This window comes from Marinobacter vinifirmus (assembly GCF_002258215.1).
Classification (GTDB): Bacteria; Pseudomonadota; Gammaproteobacteria; order Pseudomonadales; family Oleiphilaceae; genus Marinobacter; species Marinobacter vinifirmus.
Window position 1 is genome coordinate 82,585 of record NZ_NEFY01000005.1, and the last position, 22,317, is coordinate 104,901.

Annotated in this window: 23 protein-coding genes; 15 read left to right on the plus strand and 8 right to left on the minus strand. The window is 61.5% G+C overall.

The features are described 5' to 3' along the window. Nucleotides 1–6: 6 nt before the first annotated feature. From B9Q17_RS08215 to B9Q17_RS08245, 7 genes are all read left to right on the plus strand, one after another. Complete coding sequence (locus tag B9Q17_RS08215) at nucleotides 7–867, plus strand: energy transducer TonB (protein WP_094624840.1); 861 nt, start codon at nucleotides 7–9, stop codon at nucleotides 865–867. Continuing rightward, the gene (locus tag B9Q17_RS08220; RefSeq protein WP_167373020.1) at nucleotides 864–1,430 is read left to right on the plus strand and encodes a YqgE/AlgH family protein; all 567 of its coding nucleotides are present in this window, start codon (nucleotides 864–866) and stop codon (nucleotides 1,428–1,430) included. The genes B9Q17_RS08215 and B9Q17_RS08220 overlap by 4 nt, the downstream gene beginning before the upstream one ends. Continuing rightward, nucleotides 1,423–1,863: a Holliday junction resolvase RuvX gene (gene ruvX, locus B9Q17_RS08225; protein ID WP_058342090.1), complete on the plus strand. Its 441-nt coding sequence runs from the start codon at nucleotides 1,423–1,425 to the stop codon at nucleotides 1,861–1,863. The genes B9Q17_RS08220 and ruvX overlap by 8 nt, the downstream gene beginning before the upstream one ends. Nucleotides 1,864–1,873: 10 nt before the next feature. Next, nucleotides 1,874–2,383: a bifunctional pyr operon transcriptional regulator/uracil phosphoribosyltransferase PyrR gene (gene pyrR, locus B9Q17_RS08230; protein WP_058342089.1), complete on the plus strand. Its 510-nt coding sequence runs from the start codon at nucleotides 1,874–1,876 to the stop codon at nucleotides 2,381–2,383. A gap of 27 nt (nucleotides 2,384–2,410) precedes the next feature. Next, nucleotides 2,411–3,430 (plus strand): aspartate carbamoyltransferase catalytic subunit, encoded by a 1,020-nt coding sequence (locus tag B9Q17_RS08235; RefSeq protein WP_022990368.1) that lies wholly within the window; start codon nucleotides 2,411–2,413, stop codon nucleotides 3,428–3,430. Next, the gene (locus B9Q17_RS08240; RefSeq protein WP_094624841.1) at nucleotides 3,427–4,722 is read left to right on the plus strand and encodes a dihydroorotase; all 1,296 of its coding nucleotides are present in this window, start codon (nucleotides 3,427–3,429) and stop codon (nucleotides 4,720–4,722) included. The genes B9Q17_RS08235 and B9Q17_RS08240 overlap by 4 nt, the downstream gene beginning before the upstream one ends. A 203-nt stretch (nucleotides 4,723–4,925) precedes the next feature. Continuing rightward, nucleotides 4,926–5,957, plus strand: coding sequence for a putative solute-binding protein (locus B9Q17_RS08245; RefSeq protein WP_094624842.1), 1,032 nt, complete (start codon nucleotides 4,926–4,928; stop codon nucleotides 5,955–5,957). 51 nt (nucleotides 5,958–6,008) lie between these two features. Here B9Q17_RS08245 and B9Q17_RS08250 read toward each other — a convergent pair whose 3' ends face one another. Continuing rightward, nucleotides 6,009–6,281, minus strand: coding sequence for an HU family DNA-binding protein (locus tag B9Q17_RS08250; protein ID WP_094624843.1), 273 nt, complete (start codon nucleotides 6,279–6,281; stop codon nucleotides 6,009–6,011). A 153-nt stretch (nucleotides 6,282–6,434) separates the two neighbouring features. Between B9Q17_RS08250 and B9Q17_RS08255 the strand changes: the two genes are divergently transcribed. Further along, nucleotides 6,435–7,487: a hypothetical protein gene (locus B9Q17_RS08255; protein ID WP_058342453.1), complete on the plus strand. Its 1,053-nt coding sequence runs from the start codon at nucleotides 6,435–6,437 to the stop codon at nucleotides 7,485–7,487. 25 nt (nucleotides 7,488–7,512) lie between these two features. Continuing rightward, nucleotides 7,513–9,579 (plus strand): TRAP transporter large permease subunit, encoded by a 2,067-nt coding sequence (locus B9Q17_RS08260; protein ID WP_094624844.1) that lies wholly within the window; start codon nucleotides 7,513–7,515, stop codon nucleotides 9,577–9,579. Nucleotides 9,580–9,675: 96 nt separating this feature from the next. Here the strand turns inward: B9Q17_RS08260 and B9Q17_RS08265 are convergent, their stop codons facing one another. From B9Q17_RS08265 to mutM, 6 genes are all read right to left on the minus strand, one after another. Beyond that, entirely contained in the window at nucleotides 9,676–11,211 is a 1,536-nt protein-coding gene (locus tag B9Q17_RS08265) for a phosphoenolpyruvate carboxykinase (RefSeq protein WP_022990388.1), read from the minus strand. A 174-nt stretch (nucleotides 11,212–11,385) separates the two neighbouring features. Next, a complete protein-coding gene (gene hslO / locus B9Q17_RS08270) occupies nucleotides 11,386–12,240 on the minus strand; it encodes an Hsp33 family molecular chaperone HslO (RefSeq protein WP_022990389.1) in 855 nt (284 codons plus the stop codon). Nucleotides 12,241–12,334: 94 nt separating this feature from the next. Then, on the minus strand, nucleotides 12,335–12,742 hold the full coding sequence (gene hslR, locus B9Q17_RS08275) for a ribosome-associated heat shock protein Hsp15 (RefSeq protein ID WP_094624845.1): 408 nt from the start codon (nucleotides 12,740–12,742) through the stop codon (nucleotides 12,335–12,337). A gap of 66 nt (nucleotides 12,743–12,808) precedes the next feature. After that, on the minus strand, nucleotides 12,809–13,495 hold the full coding sequence (gene yrfG, locus B9Q17_RS08280; protein WP_094624846.1) for a GMP/IMP nucleotidase: 687 nt from the start codon (nucleotides 13,493–13,495) through the stop codon (nucleotides 12,809–12,811). An 87-nt stretch (nucleotides 13,496–13,582) separates the two neighbouring features. Continuing rightward, nucleotides 13,583–13,915, minus strand: a complete 333-nt coding sequence (locus B9Q17_RS08285) for a hypothetical protein (protein ID WP_022990392.1) — start codon at nucleotides 13,913–13,915, stop codon at nucleotides 13,583–13,585. A 96-nt stretch (nucleotides 13,916–14,011) separates the two neighbouring features. Then, nucleotides 14,012–14,824, minus strand: a complete 813-nt coding sequence (gene mutM, locus B9Q17_RS08290) for a bifunctional DNA-formamidopyrimidine glycosylase/DNA-(apurinic or apyrimidinic site) lyase (protein WP_094624847.1) — start codon at nucleotides 14,822–14,824, stop codon at nucleotides 14,012–14,014. A gap of 184 nt (nucleotides 14,825–15,008) precedes the next feature. Between mutM and B9Q17_RS08295 the strand changes: the two genes are divergently transcribed. Beyond that, nucleotides 15,009–16,187, plus strand: a complete 1,179-nt coding sequence (locus B9Q17_RS08295; protein ID WP_094624848.1) for a DesA family fatty acid desaturase — start codon at nucleotides 15,009–15,011, stop codon at nucleotides 16,185–16,187. A gap of 66 nt (nucleotides 16,188–16,253) precedes the next feature. Here B9Q17_RS08295 and rsmD read toward each other — a convergent pair whose 3' ends face one another. After that, nucleotides 16,254–16,883, minus strand: coding sequence for a 16S rRNA (guanine(966)-N(2))-methyltransferase RsmD (gene rsmD / locus B9Q17_RS08300; protein WP_094624849.1), 630 nt, complete (start codon nucleotides 16,881–16,883; stop codon nucleotides 16,254–16,256). A gap of 161 nt (nucleotides 16,884–17,044) precedes the next feature. On the opposite strand from rsmD, the gene ftsY reads away from it, so the two are divergent. The 5 genes from ftsY to B9Q17_RS08325 all read left to right on the plus strand — a co-directional run bounded on the left by ftsY (nucleotide 17,045) and on the right by B9Q17_RS08325 (nucleotide 22,315). Further along, nucleotides 17,045–18,295, plus strand: a complete 1,251-nt coding sequence (gene ftsY / locus B9Q17_RS08305) for a signal recognition particle-docking protein FtsY (protein WP_094624850.1) — start codon at nucleotides 17,045–17,047, stop codon at nucleotides 18,293–18,295. A 26-nt stretch (nucleotides 18,296–18,321) separates the two neighbouring features. Further along, entirely contained in the window at nucleotides 18,322–19,014 is a 693-nt protein-coding gene (ftsE, locus tag B9Q17_RS08310) for a cell division ATP-binding protein FtsE (RefSeq protein WP_094624851.1), read from the plus strand. Beyond that, nucleotides 19,004–20,008 carry a permease-like cell division protein FtsX gene (ftsX, locus tag B9Q17_RS08315; RefSeq protein WP_022990398.1) on the plus strand — a complete coding sequence of 335 codons (1,005 nt, stop codon included), beginning with the start codon at nucleotides 19,004–19,006 and terminating at the stop codon, nucleotides 20,006–20,008. Before ftsE ends, ftsX begins: the two co-directional genes overlap by 11 nt. Before the next feature lie 205 nt (nucleotides 20,009–20,213). Then, nucleotides 20,214–21,074, plus strand: coding sequence for an RNA polymerase sigma factor RpoH (gene rpoH, locus B9Q17_RS08320; protein WP_094624852.1), 861 nt, complete (start codon nucleotides 20,214–20,216; stop codon nucleotides 21,072–21,074). Nucleotides 21,075–21,403: 329 nt separating this feature from the next. Further along, a complete protein-coding gene (locus B9Q17_RS08325) occupies nucleotides 21,404–22,315 on the plus strand; it encodes an NAD(P)-dependent oxidoreductase (RefSeq protein ID WP_094624853.1) in 912 nt (303 codons plus the stop codon). Nucleotides 22,316–22,317: the final 2 nt, after the last annotated feature.

The window sequence follows — 22,317 nt, forward strand, 5'->3', positions numbered from 1 at the left end:
TAGGTAATGGCAGTTCAGGTAAGCGATTTCGACCGGTTTTCCTTCACCCTGTTCATGGCGCTGGCGGTTCACGCCATCGTCGTGCTGGGCATTACCTTCGCCCCGGAACCGCCCCGCAGCTCTGCCCAGACCATGGAAATCACCCTGTCGCAGTTTGACGACGAAGAAGCGCCGGAGAAGGCCGATTTCCTGGCCCAGACCAGCCAGAAGGGCAGTGGTACTGAAGAGCAGGCCATGGAAATGACCTCGCCGCAGCCGGCGGAAGTCAGCCAGCCCGAGGTGGCCGAAATCCAGCCGGAGCCGGCAACCACGGCAGAGCCCAATCCGCAGGAAGAGCGGGCCGTGGTGCAGACCGAAAGCAAGGCCCACCAGCAGGTCCGGCAGCCGGAAACCCGGGAAGATCCGGAGCCGCTGCCCCGGGCCGAGCGCAAAAGCCTGATGGAGCGCAGCCTGGAAATCGCCAGCCTGGAAGCCCGCTTCGACGCCCAGCAGCAGGCCTATGCCCGGCGCCCCAGGGTCATGCGGGTAACCGCGGCGTCCACGCTCAAGTCGGATAACGCCTGGTACGTGCAGAACTGGGTCAGCAAGGTGACCCGGGTCGGCAACATGAACTATCCGAACGAAGCGCGCCGTTCCGGCCTGTATGGTGACCTGAGGATGCTGGTTTCTCTGCGCAAAGATGGCACAATCAAGCAAGTGGCGATTCTCCAGTCGTCCGGCAGCACGGTACTCGATGATGCCGCCATCCGGATTGTGCGCATGGCAGCGCCGTTTGCACCCTTCCCGGAAGACATGCGCGAGCAGGTCGACGAACTGGAAATCATACGAACCTGGTCGTTCCAGAGGCGGGGGCTGACATCCGGATGACAACCGGCACGGATACCAAGGCAAGTCTGCGGCACCATTTCCTGGTGGCATCGCCATGGCTGGCCGATCCCAATTTTCACGGGGGCGTGATCTACCTGTGCGAGCATTCCTCCGAGGGTGCGCTCGGGTTGATGATCAACCAGCCTCTGGGCATTCACCTGGGTGAAATCCTTGAACAGCTCGATATGCACGGTGGCGAGCTGGACCTGCCGGTATTTACCGGTGGCCCGGTGCAGCCGGAGCGAGGCTTTGTACTGCACTCTCCCGGGCAGCACTGGCAGAATACTGCCACGGTAACCGACGACGTACTGCTGACCACCTCCCGGGACATCCTGGAAGGCATCGGCCGCAACGAAGGGCCGGAAGAGTTTCTGGTGGCGCTGGGTTATTCCGGCTGGGGTGAAGGCCAGCTGGAGGAAGAGCTGGGCAGCAATGCCTGGCTGACCTGCCCGGCCAGCACCGACATCCTGTTCCGCACCCCGGTGGAAAAACGTTACGAGGCGGTGTTGAAACTGATCGGCATAGACCTGAACCAGCTCAGCGATTCGGTGGGCCATGCCTGATACCGGTAACCGCAGAATCCTGGCGTTTGACTTCGGCACCCGCCGCATTGGTGTGGCAAGCGGCCAGGAGCTGCTTGGCACCGGCCAGCCGCTGGCCATGATCCCGGCCCGTGACGGCATTCCGGACTGGCAGCAGGTCGAGAAACTGCTGGCGGAATGGCAGCCGGATATCGTGGTGGTGGGCCTGCCTTTGAATATGGACGACACCGAGAACGACATGTGTGCCCGGGCCCGCAAGTTCGGCAAGCGCCTGCACGGCCGCTACCATGTGCCGGTAGAGATGGTCGATGAGCGGCTGACCAGTTTTGAAGCCAAGGGCGATGTGATGGCCGCCGGCGGCAGCCGGGATTTCGGCCGCCACGGCGTGGACGACCGGGCTGCCGTACTGATTCTGGAAACCTGGTGCCGGGAGCAGACCGGCAAACCTGACTGACGAGGCATTAATGACCGCATTGCTTGATATCAACCAGCTGCTGGATGAACTGGAAGCCGGCCTGCGCCGGATTCTGGCAGAGCGTGGCGTCGACAACCCGGCGCTGATCGGCATCCGTACCGGCGGCGTGTGGCTGGCGGATGTGATGAGCAAGCGCCTGGGCCTGGCCGAACCCTACGGCGAGCTGGACATTTCCTTCTACCGGGACGATTTCAGCCGCATTGGCCTGAACCCCAGGGTAGCGCCCTCCAGCCTGCCTTTCGATACCGAAGGCCGTGACATCATCCTGATTGATGACGTGATCATGAGTGGCCGCACGATCCGGGCAGCCATGAACGAGATCTTCGATTACGGCCGTCCGGCAAGTATCATACTGGCCACACTGATTGACCTGGGCGCCCGGGAATTGCCGGTGCAGCCGGATGTCACCGGCAAGGCACTTGCGCTGGACGCCCATCAGCGAGTAAAACTGCGCGGCCCTGATCCGCTGCGCATTGAATTCCAGGAAACCGGGCAGTAATACTCCCCACCAGACAACAGGCGAGCCATGACCGCGAACGACCCCTCCCCGAACCACTTGCAGCTGACCCGGGACGGTCAGTTGCGGCATTTCCTCACCCTGGATGGCCTGGGCCGCGAACTGCTTACGGACATCCTCGACACCGCCGACTCGTTCATCGAAGTAGGCGAGCGGCGGATCAAGAAAGTACCCCTGCTGCGGGGCCGCACGGTGGTTAACCTGTTTTTCGAATCCAGTACCCGCACCCGCAGCACCTTCGAGCTGGCCGCCAAGCGGTTGTCCGCCGACGTGCTGAACCTGGATATCAATACCTCCGCCACCTCCAAGGGCGAGTCCCTGTCTGACACCCTGCTCAACCTGGAAGCCATGGCCAGCGACATGTTTGTGGTGCGCCATTCCCAGAGCGGCGCGCCGCACTTTATTGCCGAAAGCGTGACCCCGGGCGTGGCCATCATCAACGCCGGCGACGGCCGCCATGCCCATCCGACCCAGGCCATGCTCGACATGCTGACCATTCGCCAGCACAAGGGCAGCTTCGAAGGCCTGAAAGTGGCCATCGTTGGCGATGTGCTGCACTCCCGGGTGGCCCGTTCCCAGATCCGTGCCCTGAACGTACTGGGCGCCGGGGAAGTGCGGGTGATTGCACCGGGCACCCTGCTGCCCAGAGACGTGGAAGACCTGGGCTGCACCGTGGAATACGACATGGCCCGGGGCATGCAGGACCTGGACGTGGTGATCATGCTGCGGCTGCAAAAAGAACGTATGGAAGGGGCGCTGCTGCCCAGCGAGCGGGAGTTCTACCGGCTGTACGGACTGAACCAGGACAAGCTTGCACTGGCAAAGCCGGACTGCATTGTGATGCACCCGGGGCCCATCAACCGGGGCGTCGAGATTGAATCAGCGGTGGCCGACGGCCCGCAATCGGTCATCCTCAACCAGGTGACCAACGGTATCGCCATCCGCATGGCGGTGATGTCCATGGCCATGGGCGGCCAGGTGGCCGAACGACAGCAGAAACACAGTGATCACGAGGGAGCCCGGGCATGAGCCACCAGCACAATGACAGTCTGAAAATTACCGGTGGCACCCTGTTCGACGGTTCCGGCACCGAAACCGACAACCCCGGCCTGCTGGTTCGCAACGGCAGGATCGAGGCCCTCGGCAGCGCTGCGGTAAGCGCCAGCGCGGCCCAGGAGTTTGATGCCAGTGGCTGCGTGATTGCGCCGGGTTTTATTGACCTGTGCTGCAACCTGCGGGAGCCGGGCAATGGCCAGAAGGGCAACATCGCCTCGGAAACCCGGGCCGCGGCCCATGGTGGCTTCACCACCGTGTGTGCCTCGCCGGAAACCTCGCCGGTTAACGACTCCAGTGCGGTAACCCACCTGATCCGCGAAGGCGCAGACTCCCGCGGCTCGGTCCGGGTACTGCCGGTGGGCGCCATCACCCGGGGCCTCGACGGTGAAATGCTGAGCGACATGGCGGGCCTGAAGAATGCCGGTTGTGTGGCGGTGGGCAATGGTTCCCGGGGTGTGCGTAATGCCCGGATCCTGCGCCGTTGTATGGCCTATGCCCAGACCTTCGGCCTGACCGTGATGTTCAGCCCGGAAAACCAGGCCCTGGCGGCTGACGGTTATTCCCACGATGGCCAGGTGGCTACCCGCCTGGGTCTGTTGGGTATTCCGGAAGTGGCGGAAACCGCGGCGGTGATGGAAATGCTGCTGCTGGCGGAAGAAACCGGTGTGAAACTGCACCTGAGCCAGCTGTCCTCGGGCCGGAGTGTGCAAATGCTGGCGGATGCCCGCAAGCGCGGGATTCAGGTCACGGCCGACGTGGCCATGCATCAGCTGAGTTTCACTGAAGAGGCCCTGGCCGGTTTTGACAGCCGTTTCCACGTGCGCCCGCCGCTGCGCTCCGAAGCCGACCGGCAGGCGCTGGTGGCCGGTGTTCGGGATGGTGTGATCGATGCCATTGTCAGCCAGCACCAGCCCCACGACAGCGCTGCCAAGCAGGCACCGCTGCCGGCTACCGAGCCGGGACTGTCCAGCATCGAAAGCGTGCTGTCGCTGGGCCTGGAACTGGTCGCCCGGGGTGAGCTGGAGCGCGCCCGGCTGCTGAGCGCGCTGACCGCCGGCCCGGCCTCGGTGCTGGGTCGAAACGCGCGGCTGGCCGAAGGCGAGGCGGCAGACCTGTGCGTGTTCGCGCCGGAGCAGTCCTGGCAGCCGTCAGTGCAGACCCTGGTCTCCGCCGGCCGGCACGCGCCGGTACTGGACCGCGAATTGCCTGGCCGGGTCCGGCTCACGCTGGTGGCCGGCAGAACGGCCTGGGCCGACCCGGCCTGACCTGCCTGTCCTGAAAGTGCGGCAGAGGTTGTCCGGCCTCTGTCGACACTGTCACAGAATCCTTCCTGTTGCTGAAAAACCCTTGATAACAGGCACCCGAGCCAACGTATCCTATGGGGTGACCCCTTATGGTTGTCCCAGGACACGAGCTGCGGCTGCCTGACTGCAGCGCGCGCCAGAGAATAATAATCAGGAGTGAACCCGTGAAGTTATCCAGTCTTTCCCGCCGGGTGGCGGCGGCTGCTGCCCTGAGCGCCAGCCTTGTTGTTCCCGCCCTTGTCCCGCCCCTTGCCCATGCCCAGTCCGAGATTATCGAACGCAGCTTCTGTGTGTTTGACCCGGTGGGTGCCAATGGCCCCCTGTTTGCCATTACCAAGGAGTTTCAGCCGGTTGCCCTGCAACAGGGCATCAAGCTTGACCTGCGCGCCTACACCGATGAAAAGGTAGCGGCCGAGGATTTCAAGGCCGGCCAGTGCGATGCCGTGCTGCTCACCGGCACCCGCGCCCGGGAGTTCAACAAGTTCACCGGCAGCCTTGAAGCTATGGGTGCCGTGCCGGGCGAAGAGGAAATGCGCCTGCTGTACAACACCCTGAGCCAGCCCAAGGCGCGCCCCTTCCTGATCGATGGTCCCTACGAAGTGGCCGGCGTGTTCCCCGGTGGTGCCATTTACCTGCACACCCGTGACCGCAACGTCGATTCGGTAGAGAAGCTGCAGGGCAAGCGCATCGCCACCCTGGACTATGACTCCGCGTCTGTGCGCATGGTGCGCCACGTAGGTGCTTCCGTGGTGGGCTCGAACTCCGCCAACTTTGCCGGCAAATTCAATAACGGCAGCGTCGACCTGGCCTATGCCCCGGCCGTGGCTTACCAGCCCCTGGAACTGTACAAGGGCGTGGCTGAAAAGGGCGGCGTGTTCAAGTATGCGCTGGCGTATATGAACTTCCAGGTGATCATCCACCGGGACCGGTTCCCGGATGAAGCGGGCCAGATGGTGCGTGACCAGGCCATCAAGCGGCTGGATGAAGCCTACGCGATTATCGCCGAAGCCGAGTCCGGCATTCCGGATAACGTGTGGATGCATCCGCCGGCAAAAGACGTAGCCGAGTACGACAAGATGCTGCGCCAGGTCCGCTTGTCGCTGCTGGAAGACGGAGTGTATGACGAGCGGGCGATCAAGCTGATGAAGGCGATCCGGTGCCGGGTAGACGGTGCCCGTTCGGAATGTGCGTCCTGATCAGCCAGGGCAGGGAAGGTGACAGGCCCGCATAGCTGCGGGCCCTGGCGGTCAGCGGATGGCGTCTTTCAGGGCCTTGCCGGCCTTGAAGCCAACGGTCTTGCTGGCCGGAATTTCAATGCTGGCCCCGGTCTGCGGGTTGCGGCCGGTGCGGGCTTCCCGCTTGCGGACATTGAAAGTGCCGAAGCCGATCAGGGTAACGTCATCACCCTTGGCTGTGGCGGCGGAAATCTGGTTGGTAAAGGCGCTGATAACGTCGCTGGCTTTTTCGCGGGTAAGGCCGGTCTGGTCGGCAATCGCGGCAGCTAGTTCAGGTTTACGCATCGAAAACTCCTGTTCTTGGTTCTGTTTGTTGTTTTTTGCTCCAGACCGCCGACCGTGCCGGCGGTTGAAGCAATCTATAGTGGCTTCGGGGCCAATGTGCAAACCCCGGCGTGTAACGATATGTTCGAAAAAATAAAAAAGGACACGAATGTTATGAAAGACTTCCGGACCTCCCTGGCCTGTGGCAAACGCCTGCGCGGCTTTGCTGCAGCGGTTGCGGCCAGCGTCGCCCTGAGTGGCTGTGGCGTGGTGAACCACATGATCTACAAGACCACCGGCGATGTAATGCAGGGGTTTTCCCGGAACCATACCGTGCCCTACCTGATGGAATCTGAAGACCTGGCCATGGGCTGTGCCATGAGCGAGGCCACGGCGCCGCTGCTGATGTCGTTCGGCCGGGTGACCAGCGAGCCGGACCAGCTGGCGGTGATGCTGTATCTGTCGTCCGGCAGCTGCGCCGAAGAGCAGGCCATGGAGCATGAGCTGGCAGGCCTTGCGGCCATGCACGGCATGGATGGAACGGCCGCTGAAGATGCCTTTATCCGCCAGAAGCGCGCCCATACCCTCGCGGCCAAGCGCTATCACCGTGCCTGGCAGCACCACAACGCCTACTATGGAAACCCGGAAGAAACCGAGTGCCCGGATTTTGACGATGACATGGATGAATTCATCTACATGGCCGGCTTGCTGTCCGGACTGCAGGCCCTGAATGCCCAGATCCAGGCTACCTCTTCCATCGGCGTGCCCTTCAACACCGGCTCTGTGGTGGGGCGGGCTACCCAGTGCCTGGACAACAAGAAATGGTGGGGTGCCCCCATGGGCCTGAGGGCAACTGTCTGGGCCATGATTCCCGGGACCAGGCCCGAAGGTGAAGTTCCGCTGGAGCGACTAGCCATTGCCAGCGAACAGGGCAAGCAGGCCGGCGTGCGCCTTGGCCACGTGTTCCAGGCCATTGCCGCGGGCAACAAGGGCGACGAAGCCCTGGTGAAGGCGGTTATCCGTGACCACGCCGAGTCCCTGAAAAATGACGATGCCAACGAAGAGTGGCGCTTTGTCGATGCCATGGCCACCAACATGCTGGTGGCTATGTCTGACCGGCTCTGGGTAGAAAATACCGGTCATCGTACCCCGATGGGGCAGTTCGGCAGCTTCTGGGATGACCAGCAGGCGCCGACCGAAACCATGGATCTGGATGATCTGTTGTAACCCCCAATTCCCGGAGTAGGTAGTTATGGCCCCGAGTGGTTTTCGTCGTACCGGGCTGGAATGGTTTTCCTCCTTGCCGGCTTGCCTGTTGCTGCTGGCAGTGGTGCTGTTCTCCACCAGCAGTGATATTCACAACCAGATGCTCCGGGGCGGGGAGCAGCTCTGGAGCGGCTACTACAAGCTCCGGATGGATCCAGCCAAGCCGGAGTGTGATGCCAACCGGGATATCGAGGCTGCGGTGGCCGAGGAAATGGCCAGGGAAGCCCCGGCGGATGATCCCATGGCCTCCTTGCTGGGCACCGTGGAAAAAGACCCGGCCGATGTGCGCCTGGCGATTGAGCGTTCGGTAGCGGATTGCCGCTCGGCCCACGCCAGCTATGAGTCGTTACAGGGCCAGCTGACTGCCGGGGTAAAGGCCTACCGCGCCGTTGAGCTGTTTGTGGCTGACCTGATTGCCTTCGGGCTTAGTGCCCAGCGCTACATACTGGTGATCCTGGTGATGCTCTGTGCCGTCACCGCAACCCTGACCCGCCACCATATTGCCATGCGGGCGATGGAAACCCGCCTCGACTACACCGTTTCCCTGACCCTGCAAACCATCGCCAATGCCATGTTGCTGGGTTCCAGCCTGATTTTCCGGCAATCCACCCTGGCCAGCAGTACCGCAGTGTCGGGCGAGGAGTTGTTGCTGCACAACTTCTGGATCATCGGCTTTGGCTGTCTCACCCTGGCCAGCCTGTACCGTCTGTTCCGGGTGCCGGATGGCCTGTCCGCCGGCGGCAGCCTGGGCCAGGCCTTCCTGTCGGTACCGCTCTACACGGTGATGTGCCTGATTTCCGGCACTTATTTCGCGATGATTGGCCACTCCTCGGGCATCGGTATTTACCTGGGCAAGATGATGGAGCTGGCCGACATGTTCCTGAACGTGGGGTTGTACGTTTGGGTGGGCATGATGCTCAAGCAGACCCGGCTGGCGACTCTGGTGTTCAACGTGTTCCGGCCCTGGCGCATGCCGCCGGAGCTGCTGGCAGTCGTTGCCGTGCTGGTGGCAGCAGTGCCCACGGCCTATACCGGCGCCTCGGGCATTTTCGTGATCGCCGCCGGGGCGGTGATCTACAGCGAGCTGCGGGCGGCCGGTGCCCGGCGCCACCTGGCGCTGGCAGCCACGGCGATGTCCGGCTCCCTGGGTGTGGTGCTGCGCCCGTGCCTGCTGGTGGTGGTGATTGCCTACCTGAACCGGGAAGTGACCACCGACGAACTCTTCGGCTGGGGCATCTGGGTGTTTGTGCTGACGGCGACCATGTTCAGCCTGGTGGCGGTTACGGTGAACCGCCAGAGCCAGTTCAACCTGGCCCCGGTGACCGATGCCATGCCGGCCTCGGTGCTGGCCTTGCGGCCGCTGGTACCCTATGTGCTGGTGATCATTGCCGTGGTGCTGTTCTATCGCCTGGCGCTGGATGTGAAGATGGATGAATTCTCCGCACCGCGCCTGCTGCCGGTGATCATGCTGGCCATCCTGGTGTACGAGCACTTCAGTCGCAAACGCCGGCAGGACGATACGGCCGGCGACACGGATTACCAGGGCCTGGAAACCAGCATTCGGGGAGCCACCAACGACACCACCGCCGAGATCGGTGCCCTGCTGTTGTTGCTGGGGCTGTCCGTGAGTATTGGCGGGGTTATCGAACGCTCCCATATCATGGAAGCCTTCCCGCAGGCGTTCGACAGTGCCTGGTCTGCGATGTTGCTGATGGTGGTGATCCTGGTGATTCTGGGCATGATCATGGATGCCTTCGGTGCCGTGATCCTGGTGACGGCTACGGTGGCAACCATTGCCTATTCCAGTGGTATTCATCCGGTGCACTTCTGGATGGTGACCCTGGTGGCGTTCGAGCTGGGTTACCTGAGCCCGCCGGTGGCCCTGAACCACCTGCTCACCCGGCAGGTGGTGGGCGAAGCGGAAGTGCTGGCGGCGCAGCAGGAAGGCGGTACTTTCTACCAGCGCCATGAGCGCATCATCATGCCGCTGATTGCCATGGGCATCTCGCTGGTACTGGTGGCGTTTGTGCCGCTGCTGTTCTACGCAAACTGAGCAGGGTGACCGCTTCCGGCGGCCTGGCTCAAAAGCCACCGATACAAAAAAAGCGCCGTGCTTTCGCAGGGCGCTTTTTTTTCAGGCCGGGGAAACTCAGTCGAGTTTCGGGCCGGCTTCGACGATGGTGTCTGCCACGTCGAACTTCTTGAAGTTCTCTACGAACTGGCCAATCAGCTCCTGGGCCTTGCCGTCGTAGTACTCCGGGCTGGTCCAGGTGTTGCGCGGGTTCAGCAGTTCGGTCTCGACACCCGGGATGTGCTTGGGCACGTCCAGGTTCAGGGCGTCCAGGTGCTCGGTTTCCACGTCGTCCAGGTCGCCGTTCTGGATGGCAGCGATGATGGCACGGGTGGTCGGGATGCTGAAGCGCTTGCCTTCACCGTAAGGACCGCCGGTCCAGCCGGTGTTGACCAGGAATACCTTGCTGCCGAACTCGTCAATACGCTTCATCAGCAGCTCGGCGTAAACGCCGGCCGGGCGCGGGAAGAAGGGTGCGCCGAAGCAGGTAGAGAAGGTGGACTTGAGCTTGGAGGAAGAGCCCATTTCGGTGGAACCCACCAGCGCGGTGTAACCACTCAGGAAGTGGTACGCAGCGGCTTCGCGGCTCAGTACCGATACCGGAGGCAGAACGCCGGTCATGTCGCAGGTCAGGAAGATGATGTGCGACGGTTCACCGGCACGGTTCTCGATCACGCGCTTCTCGACGTGCTCCAGCGGGTAGGCACAGCGGGAGTTTTCGGTCAGGGAAACGTCGGTGTAATCCGGCTCGCGGGTTTCCGGGTCGATCATCACGTTCTCGACGATGGCGCCGAAACGGATGGCGTCCCAGATGATCGGCTCGTTCTTCTGGCTCAGGTCGATGCACTTGGCGTAGCAACCGCCTTCGATGTTGAAGACAGTGCCGGGGCCCCAGCCGTGCTCGTCATCACCAATCAGGTAGCGGTGCGGATCGGCAGACAGGGTGGTCTTGCCGGTGCCGGACAGGCCGAAGAACAGGCAGGTTTCGCCGGTTTCGCTCACGTTGGCAGAGCAGTGCATCGGCAGTACGTCTTTCTCCGGCAGCAGGAAGTTTTGCACAGAGAACATGGCTTTCTTCATCTCACCGGCGTAGTGCATACCGGCCAGCAGCACCTTGCGCTTGGCAAAGTTGAGGATAACGCAGCCGTTGGAGTTGGTGCCGTCACGTTCGGGCACGCACTCGAAGTTGGCGGCGTTGAGGATCTGCCATTCCTGCTTGTCGGCCGGGTTGTAGGCGTCCGGGCGGATAAACAGGTTGCGGCCGAACAGGTTCTGCCAGGCGGTTTCGGTGGTCATTTTCACCGGCAGGTAGTGCTCGGGGTCAGAGCCAACGTGTACGTGAGAGACAAACTGGTCTTTTTCAGCGATGTAGGCTTCAACACGGTCCCACAGGGCGTCGAACTTGTCGGCGTCGAACGGGCGGTTGATCGGGCCCCAGTGGATGTCGTCGGAGGTGCTGGGCTCCTCAACGATAAAACGGTCCATGGGAGACCGGCCGGTGCGCTCGCCGGTGGTAACCACCAGGGAACCGTTTGCCGCAAGCTGGCCTTCCTGCCGTGCCAGTGCTACTTCAACCAGTCTTGCTGTACTCAGATCACTATAAGTGTTGCTCACTTCGACCTCGCCCTCGGGATGTCTTCGTGATTGCCCAGTCCTTGCCCCCGAACACTGGCGGAATTCTGAACAATCGGGTCAATTCAGGCGCGCTATTATGCCAGAGACGCCGATAAAAAACGACTGCCCCGAAAGCCGCGCTACTGGCGGCTTTCGGGCAATGTTAAAGAGTAGTCAGTGTAGCGTATGACCGGTGAAAAGGTGATCAATGTCATTTCTATTGAAGCGATAGTTTGCGTGGCAGAACTGGCAGTCCATGTCGATGCTGCCCTGTTCGTCCAGAATGCTGTAGCACTCTTCCTTGCCGATCGATTCGAGCGCCGCCAGGGTACGTTCGCGGGAACAGCTGCAACGGAATTCCACCGGCTCCGGCTCGTACAGGCGCACGGTTTCCTCGTGGAACAGGCGGTGCAGCAGGGTTTCACTGTCCAGTTTCAGCAGCTCTTCCGCTTCTACGGTGCGCGCCAGGTGGTTTACCCGGTTCCACAGGTCATCGTCTTCCTCGGTGTGGCCGGGAAGGCGCTGCAGCAGCAGGCCGGCAGCGGTATCGCCATCGGCAAACAGGAACAGGCTGGTGGCAATCTGCTCGGAGCGCTCGAAGTATTCTTCCAGGCAGCCGGCCAGGTTGTCTGCTTCCCGGGGGACCACGCCCTGGTAGCGCTGGCCCTTTTCCGGGGTAATGGTAATCGCCATCCGGCTCTGGCCCAGCAGCTCGTGCAGGGTCTCGCCGCTCATGGCCTGTTCGTCAAAGCGGGCCAGGCCGCGGATCTTGCGATCGTGGCTGCATTCGGCCATCAGGGTGCGCAGGGCGCCTTCACCGGCTGCCTGCAGTGACAGGGTGCCCTCGAACTTCAGGGTGCTGCTCATCAGTACGCTGGCTACCAGGGATTCGCCCAGCAGCTGGCGTACGGAATCCGGGTAGGGAGCCTGGTTGATGATTTCACGGAAGCTGTCGCCCAGTTGTACCCAGGCTCCCCGCACCTGGCTGTGCTCGAAGATAAAACGCTGGAACTGATCCTGGGAAGCCATGATGTCTCCTGAAACTGTCTGTTGATTCACTGGTGATGCCTGTAAGGATGTAAGTTGCGGTGCAATGCCTGAAACCAGGCTGGGCGAGCCGGTTCTAAAGGCCGTTCTGGTCCCGGAAACGCTGGATATCCCGGCGGTCTTTCTTGCTCGGGCGCCGGGCCGGTGGCAGCTGGGCGGCCTGCATGGTCTTACGCTGCCAGGCCAGGTCTTCGCGTTTTTTTAAGCTGTCGTCGGTTTCGTGGTACAGCTTCTGCGCTTCCGGTGCGCCCCGGCGCCGGTCACTGATGTCGTCCACCACCACAATTTTTTCCTGCCAGCCCAGACGCAGGGAGACCCTGGCGCCGGTTTCCACGATCTTGCCGGGCTTGGTGCGCTGGCTGTTGTAGTGCACCTTGCCGCCCTCAATGGCTTCTTTTGCCAGCGCGCGGGTTTTGTAGAAGCGCGCGGCCCAGAGCCACTTGTCGAGCCTCACTTTCGGGTCGTCGGTGTTTGTTGCTGCCATATCTCCCCACCTGGCAGGCCAGGTTGTCCTGACCTATGGATAACTGTGCGGATTATAACCGGCCTGTCATTGCGATGGCAGTGGCGGGCGGGCTTGCAGCGTTGGCAGGACCTCGTCGAAGTGACGAATGCCCGGTATTTCCGGGTGCCCGGTCGCCGGGGCCTGGGTGCTGTCCGGTGCCAGGATCGCGAGGCACTGGCCGATACCGGCATCCCGGGCACTTTCCAGTACCGGGAAGCTGTCGTCCACCATCAGGGTGCGCTCCTGGCGGTAGGGAATCCGCCTGGCCAGGTCGCTCCAGAACGCCCGGTCTTCCTTGGGCTTGCCCAGTTCATGGCTGGATACGATGGCATCCACGTGGCGGTCCAGTCCGGTACGGCTGAGTTTCAGTGCCAGGGGATCCGGGTGGCAGTTGGTAACGATCACCGAGTGCAGGCCGGCTTTGCGCAGGGAGGCGAGAAAGTCCGGCACGTGGGGACGGTAGCCGATGCGGTCACTGACCTCCGCTTTCAGCTGGTTGATATCAACCGACAGCCGTTCGCTCCAGTAGTCGGTGCAATACCAGTTCAGGGAACCCCGCTCGGCCATGATCATGGCCAGCAGCTGGTCTTTGGCCTGTTGCGGGTGCAGGTCGTATTGTTCGGCATAGCGCCAGGGCAGGTGTTCGAGCCAGAAGTGCGAGTCGAAGTGCAGATCCAGCAGTGTTCCGTCCATATCCAGGAACACGGTATCGAGGGTTGACCAATCCACCATAAACAAAAACAGCCTGAAGAATTTGCTTCAGGCTGCCTCAGTTTCCGGCCTCTGGCAAGCCGGGATTCTACGGACGAATGCCCGGGATCAGTCTTCGGACTGCTCCACGGTTTCCGCCTTGCGGCCACTGCGGGAACAACCCAGGCACCTTACAAAGGTAGCCTTGGCCGGGCCGACAACCAGGACTTCGCCAGCTTCACCGGCATTACCGCCCAGGGCAGAGAACGGCAGAGACACCAGATACACCGCGCTGCCCACAATGGTGGTGGCCAGCAGAACCGGGCGCAGAAGCACGGCGTCGGTGGTCATGGCCAGCGCCGACGGGCTTTCGTCAATCGCCCTGGCATGGCCCAGAGAAGAAAAAGCGAGCAGACAGGCTGCAACCGTGGCCATCAGGGTGCGGGAAATCTTGCGGGTCATCGTTATTCTCTCCTGTTAATACTCTGTTAACTATGAATCATATTGCCCCAATTTCAAACGATTTTTCGATATCCGGTTGGCAACTCTGGCGGTTGGCTAGCGCTGGCAGCGGGGGCAATAGACGGTGCTGCGGTTGTTCATGCGGATCTCTTTCAGGGTGGTGGCACATTCGGGGCAGGGGTTGCCGCCGCGACCGTACACCAGCAGGGACTGCGCAAAGTAACCGGGTTTGCCGTCGCTGTTCACGAAGTCGCGCAGGGTGGTGCCGCCCATCAGAATGGCTGCGCTCAGGGTTTCGCGAATGGCTTCAGCCAGTTTGTGGTAGCGGTCCAGGGAGATACGGCCGGCTTTCCGTTTCGGGTGGATGCCGGCTTTGAACAGGGCTTCATTGGCGTAGATGTTACCCACGCCGACCACAATGTGGTTGTCCATAATGAAAGACTTGATGGGCGTTTGCTTGCCCCGGGACAGCCGGAACAACCAGGGTCCGTTGAATGTATCTGACAGCGGCTCAGGCCCCAGGTCCCGGATCAGCGGGTGTTCGGAGCAGTCATCGGCCCAGAGCCAGCAGCCGAAGCGGCGGGGGTCGTTGAAGCGCAGGGTGCGGCCGTTGCCCAGGGCAATCTCCACGTGGTCGTGGGCGGCGGCGGGGCTGTCGTCGGTAATCACCCGCAGGCTGCCGGACATGCCCAGGTGGACAATCACAGTGCCGGCATCCAGGTGCAGGAACAGGTACTTGGCCCGGCGGTCCACTGCCCGGATAACCTGGTTCAGCAGTTTCTCGGGCAGGTCATCCGGTACGGGCCAGCGCAGGCTGGGGTTGCGGATTAATACCCCGGTCACAGTCTGGCCTTCACAATGGGGTGCAATGCCCTGGCGGGTGGTTTCAACTTCCGGTAACTCAGGCACGGGGCCTCCGCGGATAACAGGTTTCTCGGCCGCCAAGTGTAATCAGTAACAAAAATGGCGCCAAACCCGGTTGTTGTTGCGTACAAGTGTACGCTAAAGTGACGAGGTAACTTCCCCTTCGAGTACCAGCGAAAACCTCCGCAGTATCGCCTTGTCGAAGTTGATTGATTTTTGAGGATATTTTATGTGGTTTAACGGTCTCCTGGACCTCTCCGCGTGGCAGCTGATCGCTGTTACCCTGGTGATGACGCACATCACCATCGTCAGTGTAACCCTGTATCTGCACCGCCACTCGGCCCACAATGCGCTGGACCTGCATCCGGTGCTCAAGCATTTTTTCCGTTTCTGGTTGTGGCTGACCACGGCCCAGAATACCAAGGAATGGACTGCTATCCATCGCAAGCACCACGCCAAGTGCGAGACCGAGGAAGACCCTCACAGCCCGGTGGTTCTGGGTATTCGCAAGGTTCTGTTTGAAGGTGCGGAGCTCTACGCCCAGTCGGCAACCCCGGAAAACCTGGAACGTTACGGCCAGCGTACCCCGGAAGACTGGATCGAACGCAAGGTATACACCCCCTATAAAATGGGTGGCATTGCCCTGCTGGCCGTCATCAACCTGCTTCTGTTCGGGGTTAACGGTATCTGGATCTGGGCCGTGCAGATGATGTGGATTCCGCTCTGGGCCGCCGGAGTGGTTAATGGTATCGGCCATTATATGGGTTACCGCAACTTCGAGTGTGCCGACAACGCCCGCAATATCTCCCCCTGGGGTATCCTGATTGGCGGCGAAGAGCTGCATAACAACCACCATACCTATCCGAATTCCGCCAAGCTGTCCCGTCGCTGGTATGAGATCGACATTGGCTGGGGTTACATCCGCCTGTTCCAGTTGTTCGGCCTGGCCAAGCCCAAGGGCTACCGGCCCATTGCCCACTATGTGCCGGGCAAGCAGGAAATGGATGTGGAAACCGTGCAAGCCATTACCAACAGCCGGTTCGATATCATGCGCCAGTATCGCAAGCGGGTGATGGAGCCGGTGCTGCGCCAGCAGAAGTCCCTGATGGACGATGAAATCCGCCCCCGCTACCGCAAGCTCAAGCGTCTGCTGTCCCGGGAGGTGTCGCTGATCCATCCCCGCGAGAAAGAAACCCTGGATTCGGTGCTGGAGCGTCATGAAATGCTCAAGCTGATCTACGACAAGAGCCACGAGCTCCAGGCCCTGTGGCGCCAGCGGGGCCTCAAGCCCCAGGACAAGCTGCAGGCGCTGATGGACTGGTGCAAGGAAGCGGAAACCAGCGGTGTCCGTTACCTGGAAGAGTTTGCGGCGCACCTGCGGGCCTATTCACTGCGCCCGATGGCCTGATTGGCCGCAGATGCAAAAAGCCGGACGGGATTCCCCCCCCCTTCCGGCTTTTTTGTAGCTGACCAGTTAGTCCTGGTCGGCTTCCGGCGCCACCCGGTATAGGTTGTAGGTTACCTGGCCGGCGGTTTTCTGGCGGTGCAACTGCCAGCCTTCGGGTACCGATAGCCCGGTCAGTTCACTTTCGTGTTCTACATACACCCAGCTACCCGGTTTCACCCAGGGGCCGGCGGCGATCAGCGGCAGCAGTCGCGCCAGCCAGCCCTGCCGGAAGGGGGGGTCCATGAAGATAATGTCGAACGGCGGTCGGTTCGGGCTGCGCAGGTAACCTTCCACGTCCTGGCAGACCACTTCGCCGTTTTCGGATTTCAACAGCCGCAGGTTATCCCGCAGGGCTGTAGCCAGTGGAGGGGTATGGTCCACCAGGGTTGCCTTTGCGGCACCCCGGGACAAGGCTTCCAGGCCCAGCGCGCCAGAGCCGGCGAACAGGTCCAGGCAATCGCTGCCGGCCAGCTGGAAATTCAGCCAGTTGAACAGGGTTTCGCGGGTTCGGGCCGGGCTGGGGCGCACGCCGCCGGCATCCGGAAAGCGGAGCTTACGGCTGCGCCAGTCGCCACCGATAATGCGCAACTCGCCCTGTCCGCCGGCCTTGGCGGCGCCCGGGGCGGGTTTGCGTTGAGGTGGTCTGCGCTTGGCCATGGAGCTGCTCCGGTGGGTGAAACGGTGATCAGGTTCGGGCCGATATGTTACCGGAAAGCCCGCAGCAGGGGATAATCGGAGCCCCCATCACTTAGTGCCGGCAGTCTGCTAGAATACCGGCTTTCTTTTCGCCCGCCCATTTTCAGACAGATGGTAAGACTATGACGGCAGAGTGGATTTCAATCGGCCTCCTGGCCCTTCTTGTCCTGTTCTTTGTGCTGGATATCGCCGGCAACCGCAAGCGCGCCCCGCGCCCGGAGAAGGTGGCCCAGCGCAAGCCGGAGGTGGCCAAGGGCCCGGCACCGGTTGCCCCGGAGCAAGCACCTGAACCGGAAGTACAGCCTGAGCAAGCGCCGGAAGTTCCCGTGGCTGAGGCCATACCGGAGGCTCCGCCCGAAGTGCCTGCCGAGCCGGCACCGGTAGAAGAAGCTGCCCCGGCCGTCGAGCCTGCTCCAGAGCCAGAGCCAGAGCCAGAGCCAGAGCCAGAGCCTCAGCTCAGCGTCTTCGAGCGCATCAAAAAGGGCCTGGGCAAGACCCGCGCCAGCCTGACCGGCGGCCTGGCGGACCTGTTCACCGTTGGCAAGAAGATCGACGAAGACCTGCTTGAGGAAATCGAAACCACCCTGCTAATGGCGGACGTGGGGGTAACGGCCACTTCGGAAATCATCGAATCCCTGACCGACAAGCTGGAACGCAACCAGCTGAAAGACGGCGAAGCCCTGCGCAAGGCCCTGAGGGAAGAGCTTCATGGCCTGCTCAAGGATGTGACCAGGCCGCTGGAAATCGATACCGGCAAACAGCCCTACGTGATCCTGATGGTGGGCGTGAACGGTGTTGGCAAGACCACCACCATCGGCAAACTCACCAAGAAATTCCAGGCGGAAGGTAAGTCGGTGATGCTGGCGGCTGGCGACACCTTCCGGGCCGCGGCTGTGGAACAGCTGCAGGTATGGGGCGAGCGCAACAATGTTCCGGTTATTGCCCAGCACACGGGTGCCGACAGTGCCTCGGTGATTTTCGATGCCATCCAGTCTGCCCAGTCCCGGGGTACCGATATCGTGATCGCCGATACTGCCGGCCGGTTGCAGAACAAGGACAACCTGATGCACGAGCTGGAAAAGGTGGTCCGGGTAATGAAAAAACTGGACGATTCCGCGCCCCACGAAGTGATGCTGGTGCTGGATGCCGGCACCGGCCAGAATGCCCTGAGCCAGGCCCAGGTGTTCCAGCAGGCGGTGGGCGTGTCTGGCATTACCCTGACCAAGCTCGACGGCACGGCGAAGGGTGGTATCGTTTTCGCCATTGCCCGCCAGTTGCAGCTGCCTATCCGGTTTATCGGTGTCGGCGAGCAGGCGGAAGACCTGCGCAGCTTTGATGCAGAAACCTTTGTAGACGCCCTGTTCGACGACTGAAGTACCGGCCACGGAGCCAGCCCCCGATGATCGAGTTTCGTCAGGTAACCAAGCGCTATGACAGCGACCACACCGCCCTGCGCCAGGTGAATTTCCACCTGGACCGGGGCGAGCTGGCCTTTCTGACCGGCCACTCCGGTGCCGGCAAGAGTACCTTGCTGAAGCTGATCATGGTGATGGAGCGTCCCACCGCCGGTGAGGTGATCGTGGGCGGCCAGAAGCTCAACAGCCTGCCCCGGCGGCAGATTCCCTACATTCGCCGGCACATTGGCGTGGTGTTCCAGAACCACCAGCTGCTGTTTGATCGCACGGTGTTCGACAACGTAGCCATGCCGCTGGAAGTGATGGGTGCGTCGCCGGATGACATCGGCCGGCGGGTGCGGGCGGCCCTGGACAAGGTAGGCCTGCTGAACAAGGAAAAGATGAACCCTATGCAGCTGTCGGGCGGTGAGCAGCAACGGGTGGGCATTGCCCGCGCCGTGGTGAACAAGCCGCCGGTGCTGCTGGCGGATGAGCCCACCGGTAACCTGGACCCGGAGCTGTCGGCAGACATCATGCACCTGTTCACCGAGTTCAGCCAGGTGGGTGTTACTGTGCTGATTGCCACCCACGATATTGCCCTGATCGACCAGATGAACAAGCGCCGGCTGACCCTGGACCATGGCCGGATGATTGTCGGCGCAGATGCACCCCTGACCGGAGGTGTAAGTGGTTACTGACTCACGCCAGAAGCCTGAGAAGCGCAGGGGCGCCAACCGGGGCCGCTCACCGGCCTCGAACCAGGCCCGGAGTTATCTGGACCATCACCGCAAGGTGGCGAAAGATTCCGCCCAGCGGCTGTGGCGCAGTCCGGTGGCCAGCATGATGACCTGGATGGTGATGGGTGTGGCCCTGGCTTTGCCGGTGGCGCTGTTGCTGTTGCTGGGTAGTTTGCAGGGCGTGAGTGCCGGCTGGGAAAACAGTGCCCGGATTACCGCCTACCTGTCACTGGATGTGCCGGTGGAGCAGGCCCGGGAGCTGGCTTCCGAGATTGACGGTGATGGCCGGGTGTTGTCGGTAGAGATGGTAGACAGGGACCAGGCCCTGGCTGAATTCCGGGTGTCGTCCGGGCTGGATGATGCCCTGGATTTCCTGGACGACAACCCGTTGCCTCACACCCTGCTGGTAACGCCGGAAGACAGTGCCCGCTCTGCCGACGGCGTGCAGGCCCTGGTGACCTTTATGGAAGGCATGGATGCCGTCGAGCGGGTCCAGGTAGATCTGGGCTGGCTGCAACGGCTCAATGCCATTACCGATATCCTGGCGAGGGCCGTCTGGGCGTTGGCGCTGTTGCTGGGTGCGGCGGTGATCCTGGTGATCGGTAACACGGTGCGGCTTTCCATCGAGAACCGCCGGGATGAAATCCTCGTGGCCAAGCTGGTGGGAGGCACCGATGCCTTCGTACGCCGGCCCTTTCTTTATACTGGCGCCTGGTTCGGTTTGGGCGGCGGCGTGGTCGCCTGGGTGTTGATCCAGGTTTCGCTATGGTGGCTGAACGGCCCCATCGAGCGGCTGGCGAGCCTTTACCAGAGCGAGTTTGTGATTCACGGCCCGGGCTTTGATGGCGCCCTGGCATTGATTATCACAGCCATGGTGTTAGGCTGGCTTGGCGCCTGGGTGGCAGTGAAGCGTCATCTGGATGACATAGAACCGGGCGATATTGCCGGAGGGTGATCCGGATAGCGGGAAAACCGTATTGAAAATACAGCTTGTTCCAGCGTAGCTTGGTTACCGGTTATCGACGCTGGAATGGCATTCAGGAATTCCCCAGATGTATGATTTTTAACGTGTTACTGGGAAGTTCGGGAACTAATCAGGTGCTTGGCGGTCAAAGTTTCAGTTGTTATATTTAACGGCTGTCAGGTTCGGAGGTTATTGCATGGGTACGAGTTTACAGCTGGTTGACAGACTGGTTCCGGGCGCGAATCTCGAGTCTTACATTCAGGCTGCGAGTCGCATTCCGGTTCTCTCAGTTGACGAGGAGCGGGAGCTGGCAGAACGGCTTCACTACCATGGCGATGTGGAAGCCGCCCGTCATCTGGTGCTCTCCCACCTGCGCTTTGTGATTCATATCGCCCGCAGTTATTCAGGCTATGGCCTGGCTCAGGCTGACCTGATCCAGGAAGGTAACGTGGGCCTGATGAAGGCGGTCAAGCGCTTCAACCCGGAGTATGGCGTGCGGCTGGTGTCGTTCGCGGTGCACTGGATCAAGGCAGAGATCCATGAGTTCATTCTGCGCAACTGGCGCATTGTGAAGGTGGCCACCACCAAGGCCCAGCGCAAGCTGTTCTTCAATCTGCGCAGCCAGAAGAAGAAGCTGGCGTGGCTGAACCACGATGAGCTTCAGGCGGTCGCGAAGGACCTGGGGGTAGAGCCCAGGGTGGTGCGCGAGATGGAAGGTCGTCTGGCATCCCAGGATACCGCGTTCGACGGTCCGATGGATGACGATGAAGACAGTGCCTACCAGGCGCCGGCGCATTATCTGGAAGATCGCCGCAGTGATCCGGCGGTGCAGCTGGAGAATTCCGACTGGTCAGAGGACTCCAACGGCCGGTTGATGCAGGCGATGGAAAACCTGGATGAGCGCAGTCAGGATATTCTTCGCGAGCGCTGGCTGACCGAGAGCAAGTCGACGTTGCATGAGCTGGCGGACAAGTATGGTGTGTCTGCGGAGCGGATTCGGCAGCTTGAGAAGAATGCGATGAAGAAGATCAAGTTGCAGATGGCCGAGGTTGCCTGAAGCTGATCATTGGCCCTTGGGGTTTGAAAACGCCACCACCGTTCGCGGTTGGTGGCGTTTTTGTTTGTATAATCCGTACTGGCTTTGACAATTCATACCTCCGGGAGGAAGGGATTGGGGTGGGCTTTCCAAAAACCGCTTCTGCGGCACCCCTACGGGGTCCGGCCCGCAATCACAGATTGCGGTCGCTCAGCTGTCGCATGAAGCTTCGCTTCATAAGCGCTCGGCTGAGCCCATGTGGCGCTTCTGCTCCGCCATCCATGGCTCCGCACATTTTTGGAAAGCCCACCCCAATCCCTTCTTCGGACTTTTGAGTGGGATTCCCGAAAATGAATGCAAATTCTCCCCATATCGCTTTCCTCGGTATTGGCCTGATGGGCGCGCCGATGACCCGTAACCTGCTGGATGCAGGCTTTCCGATGACCCTGTGGAACCGGACAGCCAGCAAGTGTGAGCCATTCCGGGAGGAGGCTACGATTGCGGCGACGCCGGCCGAGGCGGTGGCGGACGCGGATTTGGTGATCACTATGCTGGAGAACGGGCAGGTGGTTGAGGATGTGCTGGTGCATCAGGGCGCGATCGGGGCATTGAGGGCCGGGGCGCTGGTGGTTGATATGAGTTCGGTGCAGCCGTCGCTGGCCCGTGAGTTGGCGGGGCTGGCTGCGGAGCGTGGGGCCGGGTTTGTGGATGCGCCGGTTTCCGGGGGTACGGTGGGGGCTGCGGAGGCTCGGTTGAGTATTATGGCCGGGGGTTCAGAGGCGGATGTTGAGCGGGCGTTGCCGGTGTTCGGGGCGCTGGGCAAGTGTACCCGGATCGGGCCGGTGGGGGCCGGGCAGTTGGCGAAGCTGGCGAATCAGGCGATTGTGGGGATTACCATTGGTGCGGTGTCTGAAGCCTTGTTGCTGGCGGCTAAGGGTGGCGCGGATCCTGCCGCGGTGCGGGAGGCGTTGCTGGGCGGCTTTGCCGGTAGCCGGATTCTGGAGTTGCACGGGCAACGGATGATTGACCGGGACTTTGCCCCCGGGGCGCCGGCGCGGATTCAGTTGAAGGATATGCGTATGATCCTGGATGAGGCCCGGGCCGAGGGGCTGACGTTGCCGCTGGCGCAGCAGACTCATAACGAATATTTGTCGCTGGTGGCCAATGGCCACAGCGATGTGGACCACAGCGGTTTGTTGCTGGAGCTGGAGCATATGAACGGGGCCTTGCTGGGCTCGCTGGGCCGTGGGCCAAAGGACTGAGG

Coding starts and splice junctions, on each gene's coding strand:
- B9Q17_RS08215 (WP_094624840.1), top strand. CDS start 7: ATGGCAGTTCAGGTAAGCGATTTCGACCGGTTTTCCTTCACCCTGTTC.
- B9Q17_RS08220 (WP_167373020.1), top strand. CDS start 864: ATGACAACCGGCACGGATACCAAGGCAAGTCTGCGGCACCATTTCCTG.
- ruvX (WP_058342090.1), top strand. CDS start 1,423: ATGCCTGATACCGGTAACCGCAGAATCCTGGCGTTTGACTTCGGCACC.
- pyrR (WP_058342089.1), top strand. CDS start 1,874: ATGACCGCATTGCTTGATATCAACCAGCTGCTGGATGAACTGGAAGCC.
- B9Q17_RS08235 (WP_022990368.1), top strand. CDS start 2,411: ATGACCGCGAACGACCCCTCCCCGAACCACTTGCAGCTGACCCGGGAC.
- B9Q17_RS08240 (WP_094624841.1), top strand. CDS start 3,427: ATGAGCCACCAGCACAATGACAGTCTGAAAATTACCGGTGGCACCCTG.
- B9Q17_RS08250 (WP_094624843.1), bottom strand. CDS start 6,281: ATGCGTAAACCTGAACTAGCTGCCGCGATTGCCGACCAGACCGGCCTT.
- B9Q17_RS08255 (WP_058342453.1), top strand. CDS start 6,435: ATGAAAGACTTCCGGACCTCCCTGGCCTGTGGCAAACGCCTGCGCGGC.
- B9Q17_RS08260 (WP_094624844.1), top strand. CDS start 7,513: ATGGCCCCGAGTGGTTTTCGTCGTACCGGGCTGGAATGGTTTTCCTCC.
- hslO (WP_022990389.1), bottom strand. CDS start 12,240: ATGGCTTCCCAGGATCAGTTCCAGCGTTTTATCTTCGAGCACAGCCAG.
- hslR (WP_094624845.1), bottom strand. CDS start 12,742: ATGGCAGCAACAAACACCGACGACCCGAAAGTGAGGCTCGACAAGTGG.
- yrfG (WP_094624846.1), bottom strand. CDS start 13,495: ATGGTGGATTGGTCAACCCTCGATACCGTGTTCCTGGATATGGACGGA.
- B9Q17_RS08285 (WP_022990392.1), bottom strand. CDS start 13,915: ATGACCCGCAAGATTTCCCGCACCCTGATGGCCACGGTTGCAGCCTGT.
- B9Q17_RS08295 (WP_094624848.1), top strand. CDS start 15,009: ATGTGGTTTAACGGTCTCCTGGACCTCTCCGCGTGGCAGCTGATCGCT.
- rsmD (WP_094624849.1), bottom strand. CDS start 16,883: ATGGCCAAGCGCAGACCACCTCAACGCAAACCCGCCCCGGGCGCCGCC.
- ftsY (WP_094624850.1), top strand. CDS start 17,045: ATGACGGCAGAGTGGATTTCAATCGGCCTCCTGGCCCTTCTTGTCCTG.
- ftsE (WP_094624851.1), top strand. CDS start 18,322: ATGATCGAGTTTCGTCAGGTAACCAAGCGCTATGACAGCGACCACACC.
- rpoH (WP_094624852.1), top strand. CDS start 20,214: ATGGGTACGAGTTTACAGCTGGTTGACAGACTGGTTCCGGGCGCGAAT.
- B9Q17_RS08325 (WP_094624853.1), top strand. CDS start 21,404: ATGAATGCAAATTCTCCCCATATCGCTTTCCTCGGTATTGGCCTGATG.